The organism is Escherichia albertii, from assembly GCF_028622335.1.
GTDB classification, from domain to species: domain Bacteria; phylum Pseudomonadota; class Gammaproteobacteria; order Enterobacterales; family Enterobacteriaceae; genus Escherichia; species Escherichia albertii.
The window spans coordinates 1,213,670-1,229,370 of sequence record NZ_CP117568.1; the positions used below are offsets into that span (position 1 = coordinate 1,213,670).

The window sequence follows — 15,701 nt, forward strand, 5'->3', positions numbered from 1 at the left end:
TTATGCGCATAGCTAAAATTGGAGTCATCGCCCTGTTTCTTTTTATGGCATTAGGCGGAATCGGTGGCGTCATGCTCGCAGGTTATACCTTTATTTTGCGTGCTGGCTAAGCGCCTGCACCAGCTTTTCAAACAGGCGGTCTACGATGATCGCCGCCAGTGCCACCAGCAACGCCCCCTGGATTACATAAGCGCTATTAAATCCGCTAAGTCCGATGATGATAGGCGTACCCAACGTGCTGGCCCCTACCGTTGAGGCGATGGTCGCCGTGCCAATATTAATAATCACTGAAGTCCGCACACCAGCCAAAATCACTGGCGCCGCCAGCGGTAGCTCTACCTTACGCAGTCGCTGACCACGGCTCATTCCCATGCCTTTAGCAACATCCGTCACGCTATCATCAATCGCGCCCAGTCCGGCAAGTGTCGCCTGCAGGATGGGCAATACGCCGTAAAGGATCAGCGCGATAATGGCAGGTTGCAGACCAAACCCGATAACCGGAACGGCGAGCGCCAGTACCGCCACTGGCGGGAAGGTCTGCCCTACTGCGGCGATAGTTTCCACCATCGGGCGAAATTCTGCGCCCCACGGGCGGGTGACGGCAATTCCGGCACCAGCGCCAATAATCACCGCAAACAAACTTGAAATCCCCACCAGCCAGAAATGCTCCAGCGTCAGGACAGCAAAACTTTCCTGCTGATAAACGGGCCGCGGCAGTTGTGGAAACAAAGCACTGAACAGCGGCTGGCTGTAAGGCAACCAGAAAATCAGCATTACAAACAGGGCTATAAGCCAGAACAGCGGATCGCGCAACATTTTCATACGATTACGCCTCTACCAGCAGATCCTGAAAATGCAGCGTACCGCAAGGCTGGCCCTGTGTGTTGACCACTGGCAGCACTTCGCATCCTCGGGCAACAAACAGTGAGAGCGCATCGCGAAGCGTCATCTCTTCTATCAACGCCTCACCTTCAGCGCGTTCGTCACGACGCACATAATCCGCCACACTACGCAATGACAACAGACGTACGCCCAGTTCACTACGCCCAAAAAACTGGCGGACAAAGTCGTTTGCCGGATAAGTAAGCATCGCCAACGGATTGCCCTGCTGCACCACTTCTCCATGATCCATCAACACCAGATGTTCTGCCAGCCGTAGCGCCTCATCAATATCATGAGTGACCAGCACAATGGTGCGCCCCAGCAAACGGTGAATGCGTGTCATCTCTTGCTGTAACGCGCCACGTGTTACCGGGTCCAGCGCGCCGAATGGCTCATCCATCAGCAGAACTTGCGGATCGGCGGCCAGCGCACGTGCCACTCCCACGCGCTGCTGCTGCCCCCCGGAAAGCTGATGCGGATAACGCTCGCGTAAATCTGGCTCCAGCCCCAGTAGCGCCATTAATTCGTCGATACGATCGTCAATCCGCGCCCGCGACCATTTTTGCAGTTGCGGCACGGTGGCGATATTTTGCGCCACGCTCCAGTGGGGAAACAGGCCAATAGATTGAATCGCGTAGCCCATCCGGCGGCGCAACTCCAGCACCGGCAGCGAGCGAATTTCCTCTCCGGCAAAGCGGATCACCCCACTGTCATGCTCCACCAGACGATTAATCATCTTCAGAGTGGTGGATTTACCGGAACCTGACGTGCCAATCAGCACCGAGAAACTCCCCTCCTGAAAATGAAGGTTGAGATCGTTAACGGCCTTTTGCGTGCCAAAAAATTTGCTGACATGGCTGAATTCAATCATGTTTTGTCACCTTCAGCAGTGCGATTAACAAATCGAACAAGGCATCAATAATTACCGCCAGCCCTATCACCGGGATCACTCCCAGCAAAACTAAATCGGTGGCGCTACTTAGCAACCCTTGAAAAACCAGCGCTCCGAAGCCGCCTGCGCCAATTAACGCCGCTACCACCGCCATACCAACGGTTTGCACCATCACCACTCGCAGACTGCGCAGAAATACTGGCAGCGCCAGCGGTAACTGAACACACAAGAAACGCTGCCCCTCACTCATCCCCATCGCACTGGCGCTTTCCAGCACATCGCGTGGGATCTGATTCAGGCCCACTACCACGCCACGCACCAACGGCAGTAAGGCGTAGAGCGCCAGCGCAATCAGTGCAGGCGTCATGCCCGTTCCCGCTATGCCAAGCGTTCCCAGCCACGGAAAGGCGGCAACCAGCCCGGCAAGCGGCGCAATCAACAAACCAAACAGCGCCACCGAAGGCACGGTCTGAATGACATTGAGCAGTGAAAAAATCGCCCCCTGCCGCGCGGTGGAAAAGTGGCACCAGACGCCCAGCGGCACGCCAACCACCAGCGCAGGCAGCACCGAACCAAACAACAGGATAAGATGTTGCGCCAGCGCGTCGTCAAACACATCCTGACGGTTGGCGTATTCTTTCATTATCGAGAGATCATTAAGCATGCCGGAGAACAGCAACCACAGCGGAATGATGGCAATCTGAATATGCAGCAACCAGCGCCATAGAGGATACGTAGTGATCCGGCGGATAGCATCGCTACAGGCCAGCAGTGACAACGCGGCAGCCAGCCAGAAACCACTGCCGGGGCTGGTACGCGCCAGTGCACTGCCATTTTGCGCCAGTTGTGTTGCGGCTTTTCCCGCGCCCCACACCAGCAACACGAAGACGAATTGCGCCAGGATGAGTGCAAAAATGTGACCTTTTCTACCAGGAATAAAGCAGGCGGTTAACCAGGCGCAACCAATGCCCACCAGCATCCAGATCGTTTGCGGCCACAGTTGCCAGAGATAACGCCCTTCACCAGAGACTAATCGGTTTGGGGCGTAACTGATAAACGGTAGCGCCGCCGCTATTGCCGCCAGCAATAGCAGCAATGCCAGAACAGGATTAATACGCAGATGTGCCACGAGAAATTATTTCGTCATCCCTTTTTGCTTCAGATAATCGGCTGCCACTTTTTTGGCATCCAGCCCTTCCACGGCAATGCTGGCGTTCAGTTTCTGCAGCGTTTTTTCGTCGAGACTGGCGAAAACAGGTTGTAACCACTGCGCCATTTGCGGGTACTCTTTCAATACCGATTCCCGCACCACTGGCGCAGGCGCATAAATTGGCTGGACGCCTTGCGGATCGCTTAAAGTTTGCAGCCCAAGCGCCGCTACCGGGCCGTCGGTGCCATAGGCCATCGCAGCATTGACGCCAGAGATCTGCTGGGCTGCGGCTTTAATCGTCACCGCCGTGTCGCCGCCCGCCAGCGACAGTAACTGATCCTGACCGAGTTTAAAGCCATAGGCTTTTTCAAACGCGGGTAACGCATCGGCGCGTTCAATAAACTCTGCCGAGGCCGCCAGTTTAAAAGTGCCGCCCTCCTTCAGATAGCGGCTGAGATCGGCAAGCGAAGCGAGTTTGTTTTTCTCAGCCAGCTCCTGACGTACGGCGATGGTCCAGGTGTTATTGGCTGGCGCAGGCGTCAGCCAGATCAACTTGTTTTGCTCTGCATCGAGCTTTTTGACTTTCTCGTAGCCCTGCCCGGCATTTTTCCACGCCGCATCGTTTTCATCTTTAAAGAAGAACGCCCCGTTGCCGGTATATTCCGGGTAGATATCAAGTTCACCGGAGGTGATCGCTCCACGTACCACAGGAGTCGTTCCCAACTGGACTTTATTCACCGTCGGTACACCGTGGCTTTCCAGTACTTGCAAAATAATGTTGCCGAGCAACGCGCCTTCGGTATCGATTTTTGAACCGACCTTAACGGGAGAAGCCGCCTGTAGCGGCAGGCTCACGGCTGCCAGCATAACCAGTGAACCAGCCCAAAGCGTTGAGAGTGGCATGATGCTTTCCTCATTCTTTTACTGTTGTTTTCAGCGAATTAAGAGAAAAGCATAGTTGATAATGGTGAGGTTAGCCTGAGCGGAAGGATTCAGTTGCAGAATCAGATATATACTTAAAGGGCATATTTTGTCCGGTGTTTCTTGCCGGATGCGGCGCAAACGCCTTATCCGGCCTACAAAGGGTGAAAATTCAATAGATTGCAACAATTCTGTAGGCCTGATAAGCACAGCGCATCAGGCAAAGGGCGCAGACGTCGCGCCCTTACTAAAGCATTACAGCAACTCAAACTCGCCTTTCTTAACGCGTGCGGAATCGGTGCCGATAAAGACGTTGAACTTGCCCGGTTCTGCATCGTATTTCATCTGCTGATTCCAGAACTTCAGCGCCTCAATATCGATCGGGAAGCTGACGGTCTGAGTTTCACCTGGCTTCAGAGTGATTTTCTCAAAACCTTTTAGCTGTTTCACCGGGCGACTCATGGAAGCCGTCACATCCTGCAAGTACATCTGGATTACCGTGGCCCCTTCGCGTTTACCGGTGTTAGTTACCTGCACGCTGGCGATCACTTTACCGTCACGCTTCATAGTTGGGGCAGAGAGTTTCACATCAGAGACGGTGAACGTGGTATAGCTCAGACCATATCCGAACGGATAGAGCGGGCCGTTAGCTTCATCAAAATAACGCGACGTGTATTTATTCGGCTTGTCGGCGTTATACGGACGACCGGTATTCAGATGGCTGTAGTAAACCGGGATCTGCCCGACAGAACGTGGGAAAGACATCGGCAGCTTACCGGACGGGTTGTAATCGCCAAACAACACATCGGCAATCGCATTACCGCCTTCAGTACCCGCAAACCAGGTTTCCAGAATCGCGTCGGCCTGCTGATCTTCTTTCACTAGCGCCAACGGACGCCCGTTCATCAACACCAGCACCAGCGGTTTGCCAGTCGCTTTCAGCGCCGTAATTAAGTCACGCTGGCTTTGTGGAATGGTGATATCGGTACGGCTGGAAGCTTCGTGCGCCATCCCCTGCGCTTCACCGACCACAGCCACCACCACATCAGATTGTTTCGCAGTCTGCACAGCTTCATCAATCATCTCTTGCGGCGATCGCGGATCGACTTTTACCGCCTCTTCATACTGATTCAGGAAATCAACGATACCTTTATCATTGGTAACATTCGCCCCTTTGGCGTACAGCACTTTACCGTTTTCGCCGACAGCGTTTTTAATCCCGGTCAGCACAGTAACAGATTGCTCGACAACACCTGCCGCTGACCAACTGCCCATGACATCACGTTTACTGTCCGCCAGCGGACCAACGACCGCAATGGTGGAAGATTTTTTCAACGGCAGCGTTTCAAGACGATTTTTCAGCAGCACCAGACTTTCGCGCGCCACTTCACGCGCTTCTTTGCGGTGCAGGCGACTTTCAGCATTGGTATCCACCGGGTCAGACTCTTTCGGCCCCAGATGGCTGTATGGATCGTTAAACAGCCCCATATCATATTTAACATTCAGCACATGGCGGGTAGCGTCGTCCAGCTCTGCCATCGTCACTTTACCGGACTTAATCAACCCCGGCAGATACTTCGAGTAATACTCATCGCTCATGCTCATGTTGATACCAGACTTCAGCGCCACACGTACCGCATCTTCCGGGTCTGCCGCCGTGCCATGTTTGATCAACTCTTTGATTGCACCGTGATCAGAAACAGTAATGCCTTTAAAACCCCACTGATCGCGCAGAACATCTTTCAGCAGCCAGGAATCAGAGGTTGCAGGCGTACCGTTGAGAGAGTTCAGCGCCACCATCACCGCGCCGCTGCCTGCATCCAGTCCCGCTTTGTACGGTGGCATATAGTCGTTAAACAGGCGCTGCGGACTCATATCGACGGTGTTGTACTCTTTACCGCCCTCTACCGCGCCGTAAGCGGCGAAGTGTTTCACGCTGGTCATCACCGAGTAGCGATCTGCCGGGCTTTTGCCCTGCATCGCTTCAACCATCGTTTTACCCATAACCGAGGTGAGATAGGTATCTTCACCAAAACCTTCAGAGGCGCGTCCCCAGCGAGGATCACGCGAGACATCAACCATTGGCGCCCAGGTCATATTCAGGCCATCGTCCGCCGCTTCATAAGCAGAGACGCGCCCCACGGTTTTCACCGTATCGAGGTTAAAAGAAGAGGCCAGACCGAGGCTAATCGGGAACACCGTGCGCTGACCGTGCAGCACATCGTAAGCAAAAAAGAGAGGAATTTTCAGGCGGCTGAGTTCCATTACCTGATCCTGCATGGCACGGATATCCTGACGAGTCACGGTATTAAAAATCGCCCCAACCTGCCCGTTTTTGATCATCTCGCGGATCGCCTCTTTCGGGTTATCCGGGCCAACGCTGATTAAACGTAACTGACCAATTTTCTCATCAACCGTCATTTTCTTAAGCAGTTCGGTGACGAAAGCATCCCGCGCTTCTGGCGTTAATGGATGGTTGCCGAATAAATCATCCGCCAGTGCTGGTTGTAGGGCCAGACTCACCGCGATACCTACTGAACATAGCCATTTCATGTGGATTATTCTTCCTCTGTTGCCTGACGTGGCAGCGAAAATGGTGCAAAAACCGTAGTTTGCCATAAGCCTGATGGAGAGAGAAAAAGAAAGCTCAGTTTATTGTCTGAATTTTCAAAATATTCACTCGCTGAATTGTTATACAAAGCGCTATTCTAGTTTGTGATATTTTTTCGCCACCACAAGGAGTGGAAAATGTCTTCCATGACAACAACTGATAATAAAGCCTTTTTGAATGAACTTGCCCGTCTGGTCGGTCATTCACACCTGCTCATCGACCCCGCAAAAACCGCCCGTTATCGCAAGGGCTTCCGTTCTGGTCAGGGCGACGCGCTGGCCGTTGTTTTCCCGGGATCGCTGCTGGAATTATGGCGAGTACTGAAAGCCTGCGTTGCTGCGGATAAAATTATTCTGATGCAGGCCGCCAATACCGGTCTGACCGAAGGTTCCACACCAAATGGTAACGACTATGATCGCGATGTCGTGATCATCAGCACCCTGCGTCTCGATAAACTGCATATTCTCGGCAAGGGCGAACAGGTTCTGGCGTATCCTGGCACCACGCTCTATTCGCTGGAAAAAGCCCTCAAACCGCTGGGTCGTGAACCGCACTCGGTGATTGGTTCATCGTGCATTGGCGCGTCGGTCATTGGTGGCATTTGTAATAACTCCGGCGGTTCGCTGGTACAGCGCGGCCCTGCATATACTGAAATGTCGTTATTCGCGCGTATAAATGAAGGCGGTAAACTGACGCTGGTTAACCATCTGGGGATTGATTTGGGTGAAACGCCGGAGCAGATCCTCAGCAAGCTGGATGACGATCGCATCAAAGAGGACGATGTGCGCCACGATGGTCGCCACGCCCACGATTATGACTATGTTCACCGCGTGCGGGATATTGAAGCCGACACGCCCGCGCGTTATAACGCCGACCCGGATCGCCTGTTTGAATCTTCCGGTTGCGCCGGAAAACTGGCGGTATTCGCCGTACGTCTCGATACCTTCGAAGCAGAAAAAAATCAGCAGGTGTTTTATATCGGTACCAACCAGCCAGAAGTGCTGACCGAAATCCGTCGCCATATTCTGGCGAATTTTGAAAATCTGCCGGTTGCCGGGGAGTATATGCATCGGGATATCTACGATATCGCAGAGAAATACGGCAAAGATACCTTCCTGATGATTGATAAACTTGGCACCGACAAGATGCCGTTCTTCTTCAATCTCAAGGGGCGCACCGATGCAATGCTGGAGAAAGTGAAATTCTTCCGTCCGCATTTTACCGATCGCGCAATGCAGAAATTCGGGCATTTATTCCCCAGTCATTTGCCGCCGCGGATGAAGAGCTGGCGCGATAAATATGAACATCATTTGCTGTTAAAAATGGCAGGCGATGGCGTTGGCGAAGCCAAATCGTGGCTGGTAGATTATTTCAAACAGGCCGAAGGTGATTTCTTTGTTTGTACGCCGGAGGAAGGCAGCAAAGCGTTTTTACACCGTTTCGCGGCGGCAGGCGCGGCAATTCGTTATCAGGCCGTGCATTCCGATGAGGTCGAAGACATTCTGGCGCTGGATATCGCCTTACGGCGTAATGACACCGAGTGGTATGAGCATTTACCGCCGGAAATCGACAGCCAGTTAGTGCATAAACTCTATTACGGCCATTTTATGTGTTACGTCTTCCACCAGGATTACATCGTTAAGAAAGGCGTGGATGTACATGCGTTGAAGGAACAAATGCTGGAACTGTTACGCCAGCGCGGCGCACAGTATCCTGCCGAGCATAACGTCGGTCATTTGTATAAAGCACCGGAGACGCTGCAGAAGTTTTATCGCGAGAACGATCCGACCAACAGTATGAACCCGGGGATCGGCAAAACCAGTAAGCGGAAAAACTGGCAGGAAGTAGAGTAAATACGGCTGGGCCGGATACAGATGGAGGCCTGATAAAATGCGCAAGCATCTCATCTGGCATCATGCCCGAATGCCGGATGCGGCGTGAACGCCTTATCCTGCCTACAGGTTCGTCACGATTGTCGGCCTGATAAAATGCGCAAGCATCGCATCTGGCATCGTGCCCGAATGCCGGATGCGGCGTGAACGCCTTATCCGGCCTACAGGTTCGTCACATTTGTAGGCCTGATAAGATGCGCAAGCATCGCATCAGGCAAACAAACTCAATCGTTCTGCGCCGTCTGCCCCGCCGCCATCTGGGCCGCTTTTTGTTTTTTATAATTCAACGCCGCAGCCGGAACTGGCATCACTTTACCGGTTTCAATCCACGTACGTAAACGGCTGGCATCGGCGAAATGGGTATATTTGCCAAACGCATCCATCACTACCAGTGCCACCGGTTTGTTATTGATAACCGTGCGCATCACCAGGCAGTGTCCCGCTGCATTAGTAAAACCAGTTTTGGTTAATTGAATATTCCAGTTATCGCGGTACACCAGATGGTTAGTGTTACGGAACGGCAGCGTATACGTCGGATTAGAGAAGGTCGCCATATCTTCCCGGGTAGTACTTAACTGCCCGATCAGCGGATACTGTTTGGTCGCAATCAACAGTTTTGTTAAATCACGGGCAGTTGAAACGTTATGTACCGATAACCCGGTCGGTTCAACAAAACGCGTATTGTTCATCCCAAGAGACTTCGCTTTCGCATTCATCGCCTTAATAAAAGCTTTGTAGCCACCGGGATAATGATGTGCCAGGCTTGCCGCCGCGCGATTTTCAGAGGACATCAGCGCCAGCAGCAGCATATCTTTACGGCTGATTTCGCTGTTCAATCGCACACGCGAATAGACGCCTTTCATCTCCGGGGTCTGGCTGATATCCACTTTCAGTTTTTCATCCAGCGGCAGTCGTGCGTCAAGCACCACCATCGCGGTCATTAACTTGCTGATAGAGGCAATCGGACGCACCAGATCCGGGTGGTTTGAATAGATCACCTTATTGGTATTGAGATCAACAATCATCGCACTACCGGAGGCAATCTCCGGCTGCGACGCTGTGGTAGCGGCTGCCGTTTTCGCAACGGCCTGCGGCGCAAAAGGTACAGCCAGCATCAGAGCAAGGCTAAATAAAGAAACTCGAAATTTCGGCATGATGAGCATTCAGATAGTGGTTCACGCGCACGAGTTGCGCACCGCCGGAGTAAGAATTTACTGAGGCTAGCGAAGCCATCATAACGAGCAAAAAGTGCGGTCGTCAAAGAAGAATCGTGAGGAAATGCTGCATTGCTGACATTTAAGCCAGCAATGCAACGTAAAAGAATTTTCTAGAACAAGCGATAACCGTAACCCCACAGAATAACGGTAATAGCGAGCAGCACTTCCAGCACCAGCACACCAATCGCCAGCGTCGAGCTGGAGAAGCTAAGACCTTCCTCTTTGTTGATATTCAGGAAGCTTGGAATACCGAGATAAAGCAGATAACCGGTGTAAAACAGCGCCACCGTGCCGACCAGCGCGCACAGCCATACCAGCGGGTAAAGCGCCACCAGGCCACTCAAAAACAGCGGCGTCGCAACGTACCCCGCAAAGACCATACAGTGCGCCAGCGACGGACGCTGCGGATAACGGCGCGCCATCCACCAGATAACTCGCCCCATTACCGCAACCCCGGCTAACATAACGCCATAAAACAAGACAGCCAGCGCCAGTCCGGTAAACCAGGATAACTTCAGAATAGTGCCATCACCAAAATTCCAGCCGATTTGCGTGGTGCCGATAAAGGCACAGATCACCGGAATCGCCGCCATTAGCAGAACGTGGTGGGTGTAATGGTGAGAAATCGTTTCGTTTTCACGATTAATCACCTGCATTTCACGATCGGGATGGGAAAACAGACCCCAGACATGGCTCATACCGCCCCCCTTGTTGTGAGTTGCTGAACCTGACAGTTCAAGTATAAGTCAGATTGTGATTATTTTTTGTTCAATCACTAAATTAGCGCGCCTCTCCGTGAGGCTTTTTCTGCGTGATTTATTGGCAGGGTGTATGCTTACAGGCAACCAAAGGGAGAAAGTCCGGTCTATGGATATCAATACACTCATCTCACAATATGGTTATGCGGCGCTGGTTCTTGGCAGTCTGGCAGAGGGTGAAACCGTCACCTTGTTGGGAGGCGTCGCTGCGCATCAAGGGTTGTTAAAATTCCCGCTGGCGGTACTTTCCGTGGCGCTCGGCGGCATGATTGGCGATCAGGTACTTTACCTGTGTGGAAGGCGTTTTGGCGGCAAGTTGCTGCGTCGTTTCTCGAAACATCAGGATAAAATCGAGCGGGCGCAAAAGCTAATCCAGCGCCATCCGTATCTCTTTGTCATCGGCACGCGTTTTATGTACGGCTTTCGGGTGATAGGTCCAACGCTTATCGGTGCCAGCCAACTACCGCCGAAAATCTTTCTGCCGCTAAATATTCTCGGCGCATTAGCCTGGGCACTGATTTTTACCAGCATCGGCTATGCAGGAGGACAGGTAATTGCGCCATGGTTGCACAGTCTCGACCAGCATCTGAAGCACTGGATTTGGTTGATTCTGATCGTAGTTTTGGTGATCGGCGTGCGCTGGTGGCTGAAACGGCGCGAGAGGTGAAACGCCGGATGCCCCCAACGTTTCCCGCTTAATGTTTTATATATGTGATAAATCAACCGCGTTTGTAGCCGCCACCCAACGCATTGGTGAGCTGGATGGAAGCATCCAGCCATTGCCCTTGCAAAAGCAGGCCGTTAGCCCGTTCGCGAAGTGCCGGAATTCTGGCCTCGCTGACGCGAGAACCGGCAATGATGCCCGCGTTAAAACGCGCCTGCGCCAGCCCAACTACCCGCAGGGCATCATGCTCAATTTGCGCCTGATGCTGGTTTTTTTCGGCCAGCGTTTGTACCTGGTTCGCCGCTCGCGCCACGTCATTCACGGCGTCGACCACCGCTTTGTTGTAGCTGGCAATTGATAAGTTACTTTCTGCTTTCGCAATATCAAGATTGGCATTAAGCCTGCCGCTGTCAAATATCGGCAACGTCAGACCTGCCGTAACGCCCATCTGCTGGGCGGAACTACGAAACAGATCGCTCAGGTGCAACGCGTCTTGTTGCAAGAAAGCCATCAGATTTATGTCGGGGTAAAATGCCGCTTTCGCTGCATCAATGGCGCTTAATGACGATGCGACATACCAGTGCGCCGCCTGTAAGTCAGCTCTGCGTGCCAACAAGGAATAACCCAGTTCATCAGGAAGCTGACTTTCCACTTTCGGCAGCGCAACCGGATGCAGCTTCAAAGCGCTTGACTGGTGGTTGGTCAACGCGCTTAACCGCGCCTCGATAATTTTCATTTTTCCCGCCACATCGTTGAGCTGTTGCTGGGTTTTGCTGGCATTAATATCCGTTTCTACACCTTCGACGGATGAGGTAATTCCACGCTGATAGAGCTGGCGATCGGTCGCAATAATGGTGTTCTGCTCTTTTTCGATTTGCTGCAAGACCGTGTTCAAGGCTGCCTGAGTTTGCCACTCCCAGTACAACCGTGCCACGCTGCCAGCCAGCAATTGCCGGGTCTGCTCACGTTCAGCCGCTTGCGCTTTAACTTTACCGAGGCGAGCCGTGACTTCCGCCCGATTCTTACCCCAGATATCCAGATGCCAGCCCGCTGTTAAGCCAAAAGTGCCGTTGGTGTACCACGGACCTGTAGTACCTGCCGCCGGGTCGGTCAGGGCAAACGGCCCCATTAATCCTTCTGCCGACATTTTTTGCCGCTCCATATCCGCAGAGAAATCAATCTGCGGACCGTCCTGAGTTGCTACGGCTTTCGCCTGTGCTTCAGCCAGTTGAATACGCTGTTCAGCCACCTGCATATCGGGAGCGTTTTGTAGTGCATTGTTAATTAAGGAAGTGAGTTGATTATCGTGATATGCCAGCCACCACTGGCTGTCTGGCCAGCCATTTTTCAGTGCCGCAGGTAATGCGGTGTCAACTTGCACAGCAGGTATTTGCTGGTTCAAAGCCTGACGGGTTTCATGCATTGGCGCACATCCCGCCAACAGTAGTAACAGCGGGAAACAGACACTTGCAGTGTAAAAAGAATCACGATTCATGTGGGTCATCAGGCAAGAAAAGGTGCGCGGATATTACCGTGTGTTGCGATATATTGTTTAGTTTCGCGTGGCAATACATCAACGGAAATAAAACGACATATTCAGAAAAATATACAGGGCGCGAATAATGTTCTCCAATTTATCTTAATCACGTATGGATGACTGGCGGTGACTGGTCATCCCTGCGCGCTCCTTGCGCCAGTTGCGATATATGGTTTAGCTCATAAAAGGAGCGCAACAAAATGATGAAGCTGAATAAGCGATTCATTGTCTCTGATGGGCTGCTAATTCCACTATTATCGCAGCCTATCGATATCAATTGCCTGAATAGCCCTTGCAATATCAGGGGAATTATTCAACGCCCGAATATGCTGAAATAATTCTGTTGCTTCATCATATTCTTTACGCAAATAACTCAACCACTGCTTAATCCGCGCGACGTGATATAACCCGGTATCGCCCTGTTTTTCCAGGCGGGTATATTTTTGCAGCAAAGCAACGACCTCCGGCCACGGCATTCGCGGTTCGTTATATTTCACCACCCGGCTCAGGTTGGGAATATTGAGCGCCCCACGCCCAATCATCACCGCGTCACAGCCGCTGATCGCCATGCATTGTTGCGCACTCTGCCAGTCCCAGATTTCACCGTTAGCAATCACTGGAATATCCAACCGCTGGCGAATCTCGCCAATCGCCTGCCAGTCGATATGCTCCGCGCGATACCCCTGCTCTTTTGTCCGCCCATGCACAACCAGCTCCGTGGCACCGGCTTGTTGAACAGCGTCGGCAATTTCAAATTTCTTCTCACCGCTGTCCCAGCCCAGACGCACTTTTACGCTGACGGGTAAATGCGCCGGTACGGCTTCGCGCATCGCTTTCGCTCCCAGGTAGATGAGTTCAGGATCTTTCAGTAACGTCGCCCCTCCGCCGCTGCCGTTAACGGTTTTTGACGGACAACCGCAATTGAGATCAACGCCCCAGGAACCTAACTCCACCGCACGAGCGGCGTTCTCTGCCAGCCATTGCGGAAACTGTCCCAGCAGTTGCACACGCACCAGCGTACCGGATGGCGTCCGACTGGCATTTTGTAGTTCAGGGCAAATGCGATGAAAAACTTTTACCGGCAGTAGCTGATCCACCACGCGGACAAACTCGGTGATGCACAGATCGTAGTCATTCACTTCGGTCAGTAATTCACGCACCAGAGAGTCAAGTACCCCCTCCATCGGCGCCAGTAACACACGCATATCATCACCCGCAAATAAATATCCTCCGGCATAGCCGGAGGTTTTTCAAATGCGCCTGTAAGGCTCTCTTACCAGCCGCGCCCTAACAGGCGCACACGATCTGACATTTGCATCCAACTTCCTTACTTACGGCCCGTAAACGGGCTGCCCGGATAGGGAATCGATAACTGCTCTCCCATTTTATCCTCTTCAAGCTGGTGCTTTATGTAATCCTGTATCTTCGCCGTGTTCTTACCCACCGTATCGACGTAGTACCCTCTGCACCAGAACTCCCTGTTCCTGTATTTGAATTTCAAATCCCCAAACTGCTCGTAAAGCATCAGACTGCTTTTCCCTTTCAGATATCCCATAAAGCCGGATACGCTCATTTTGGGCGGGATCTCCACAAGCATATGGATATGATCTGCACAGCATTCAGCTTCCAGAATCCGTACGCTTTTCCACTCACACAGCTTTCTCAAAATACTGCCTATTGCTCTACGCTTCTCTCTGTAGAACACCTGTCTTCGGTATTTTGGCGCAAAAACTATGTGATATTTACAGTTCCATCGGGTGTGCGCTAAGCTCTTTTCGTTCCCCATTGGGACCCCCTTTTGATTTCTTGTTTGACACTTGCAGTTGCCAGACCGCAAGGTGTTTTAACAAATCAAAAGGGGTTTTAATAACTGGCTCAAAGCTGAAAGCTTTCCAGAACCCCCAGCCTAGCTGGGGGTTTTCTGTGCACAAAAAATGAGGCGCTATGTTAGCGCCTCCGCTCAGCGGATTAAAGTGCTCAACGTGGTTGCAGGCAGTTATCTTCTTTCCAGCCGTATAACCACTCCATACTATGATAAAACTCTGCCTGCGATTTCCCTTTCCATAGCAGATTACGCACCTGGCGTTCTACGCCCGCAGCGTGATAAACCCGCCCCATTTCACGGGTCGACCAGACGATGCGCGCAGTGCGTGGAATACGTACCGACTCGTACAGTGCAAAGGCTTGTGCCGCATCACACTCACACTGCGCCAGCGCCTTGCCGAGCGTTACCGCATCTTCCAGCGCCATGCAGGCACCCTGTGCCATATATTGCGCCACCGGATGCGCCGCATCGCCCACCAGCGTAACACGCCTGGTTCCCCATTTCTCTACAGGCTCGCGATCGGCGGTTGACCAGCGTCGCCAGGAGGTCGGTTTATCCAGCATCTGCCGCGGACGCGGATGAATCCCCTCAAAATAAGAGAGCACTTCCTCTTTACTGCCATCCTTCACCCCCCACTCTTCCTGCTGACGACTGTGGAATGTCACCACCAGGTTGTACTGCTTGCCGCCACGCAAAGGGTAATGCACCAGATGACAGTGCGGCCCCGCCCACAGCACCGGCGCATTGATGCGCAAATCTTCCGGCATATCGGCACAATCGATAACCGCACGGTAGACCACATGCCCGGTAACACGCGGCGCATCGCCTAATAAACTCTGACGCACGACTGACTTCACCCCGTCGCAACCAATCAAAATATCGCCGGTCCAGCTATTGCCGCGATCGTCGAACACAGTCACGTCATCCGGCGTCTCGCGGATATCCACGACGTTTGTGGACGTGTGATATTCCACGCCCGGATGCGTCAGTACCGCTTCCCACACCGAGGCATGAATGTCAACGCGGTGGATCACCGCATAAGGACCGCCGAAATAGTCACGAAACGCCAGTCCGGTTTCAATGCGCACCACTTCTTCGGCGTTTACCGCATCCATCATGGTGATATGATCGGTAAACACCGAGCGCTGACGGGCGATTTCACCAACGCCGAGGCTGTCCAGCGCCGAAAAGGCGTTCGGCCCCAACTGAATACCCGCGCCAATCTCACCGATTTCGTGCGCCTTTTCCAACAGCACCACTTTGATCCCCTGACGGGCCAGTGACAGCGCAGTTGCCGCACCACCGATCCCGCCGCCCACAATTACTGCGCTTGTCACTTTGGTCATTATGAT

The 15,701-nt window shown here is 52.7% G+C and carries 14 protein-coding genes; 3 read left to right on the forward strand and 11 right to left on the reverse strand.

The features are described 5' to 3' along the window. Positions 1 to 2: 2 nt before the first annotated feature. Entirely contained in the window at positions 3 to 110 is a 108-nt protein-coding gene (locus PS053_RS06045) for a protein YohO (RefSeq protein ID WP_001216963.1), read from the forward strand. Here the strand turns inward: PS053_RS06045 and PS053_RS06050 are convergent. The 5 genes from PS053_RS06050 to bglX all read right to left on the reverse strand — a co-directional run bounded on the left by PS053_RS06050 (position 91) and on the right by bglX (position 6,398). Then, complete coding sequence (locus PS053_RS06050; protein WP_044709284.1) at positions 91 to 822, reverse strand: ABC transporter permease; 732 nt, start codon at positions 820 to 822, stop codon at positions 91 to 93. The two genes, PS053_RS06045 and PS053_RS06050, sit on opposite strands and share 20 nt — an antisense overlap. Positions 823 to 826: 4 nt before the next feature. Beyond that, entirely contained in the window at positions 827 to 1,753 is a 927-nt protein-coding gene (gene yehX / locus PS053_RS06055) for a glycine betaine ABC transporter ATP binding protein YehX (RefSeq protein ID WP_000569309.1), read from the reverse strand. Continuing rightward, positions 1,746 to 2,903: an ABC transporter permease gene (locus PS053_RS06060; protein WP_000940764.1), complete on the reverse strand. Its 1,158-nt coding sequence runs from the start codon at positions 2,901 to 2,903 to the stop codon at positions 1,746 to 1,748. Before PS053_RS06060 ends, yehX begins: the two co-directional genes overlap by 8 nt. A gap of 6 nt (positions 2,904 to 2,909) precedes the next feature. Then, positions 2,910 to 3,827: a glycine betaine ABC transporter substrate-binding protein OsmF gene (gene osmF, locus PS053_RS06065; protein WP_001131409.1), complete on the reverse strand. Its 918-nt coding sequence runs from the start codon at positions 3,825 to 3,827 to the stop codon at positions 2,910 to 2,912. Positions 3,828 to 4,100: 273 nt separating this feature from the next. Then, entirely contained in the window at positions 4,101 to 6,398 is a 2,298-nt protein-coding gene (gene bglX, locus PS053_RS06070; protein WP_159386905.1) for a beta-glucosidase BglX, read from the reverse strand. A 195-nt stretch (positions 6,399 to 6,593) separates the two neighbouring features. Here bglX and dld point away from each other — a divergent pair, with 195 nt between their 5' ends. Continuing rightward, entirely contained in the window at positions 6,594 to 8,309 is a 1,716-nt protein-coding gene (gene dld / locus PS053_RS06075; RefSeq protein ID WP_000097339.1) for a D-lactate dehydrogenase, read from the forward strand. Positions 8,310 to 8,572: 263 nt separating this feature from the next. Here dld and pbpG read toward each other — a convergent pair whose 3' ends face one another. Continuing rightward, positions 8,573 to 9,502: a D-alanyl-D-alanine endopeptidase gene (gene pbpG, locus PS053_RS06080; protein ID WP_010342723.1), complete on the reverse strand. Its 930-nt coding sequence runs from the start codon at positions 9,500 to 9,502 to the stop codon at positions 8,573 to 8,575. A 173-nt stretch (positions 9,503 to 9,675) separates the two neighbouring features. Then, positions 9,676 to 10,263 carry a Yip1 family protein gene (locus PS053_RS06085; RefSeq protein ID WP_000020074.1) on the reverse strand — a complete coding sequence of 196 codons (588 nt, stop codon included), beginning with the start codon at positions 10,261 to 10,263 and terminating at the stop codon, positions 9,676 to 9,678. A gap of 169 nt (positions 10,264 to 10,432) precedes the next feature. Between PS053_RS06085 and PS053_RS06090 the strand changes: the two genes are divergently transcribed. Then, positions 10,433 to 10,990: a DedA family protein gene (locus tag PS053_RS06090; protein WP_000354103.1), complete on the forward strand. Its 558-nt coding sequence runs from the start codon at positions 10,433 to 10,435 to the stop codon at positions 10,988 to 10,990. Between the two features lie 52 nt (positions 10,991 to 11,042). Here PS053_RS06090 and mdtQ read toward each other — a convergent pair whose 3' ends face one another. From mdtQ to PS053_RS06110, 4 genes are all read right to left on the reverse strand, one after another. Beyond that, entirely contained in the window at positions 11,043 to 12,482 is a 1,440-nt protein-coding gene (gene mdtQ, locus PS053_RS06095) for a multidrug resistance outer membrane protein MdtQ (RefSeq protein WP_001078185.1), read from the reverse strand. Between the two features lie 296 nt (positions 12,483 to 12,778). Then, positions 12,779 to 13,729, reverse strand: coding sequence for a tRNA dihydrouridine(16) synthase DusC (dusC, locus tag PS053_RS06100; RefSeq protein WP_001264857.1), 951 nt, complete (start codon positions 13,727 to 13,729; stop codon positions 12,779 to 12,781). A 122-nt stretch (positions 13,730 to 13,851) separates the two neighbouring features. Next, positions 13,852 to 14,310: an IS200/IS605-like element IS200C family transposase gene (gene tnpA, locus PS053_RS06105; RefSeq protein ID WP_000526135.1), complete on the reverse strand. Its 459-nt coding sequence runs from the start codon at positions 14,308 to 14,310 to the stop codon at positions 13,852 to 13,854. Between the two features lie 191 nt (positions 14,311 to 14,501). Further along, entirely contained in the window at positions 14,502 to 15,695 is a 1,194-nt protein-coding gene (locus PS053_RS06110; protein ID WP_000170165.1) for a 3-hydroxybenzoate 6-monooxygenase, read from the reverse strand. Between the last annotated feature and the right edge of the window lie 6 nt (positions 15,696 to 15,701).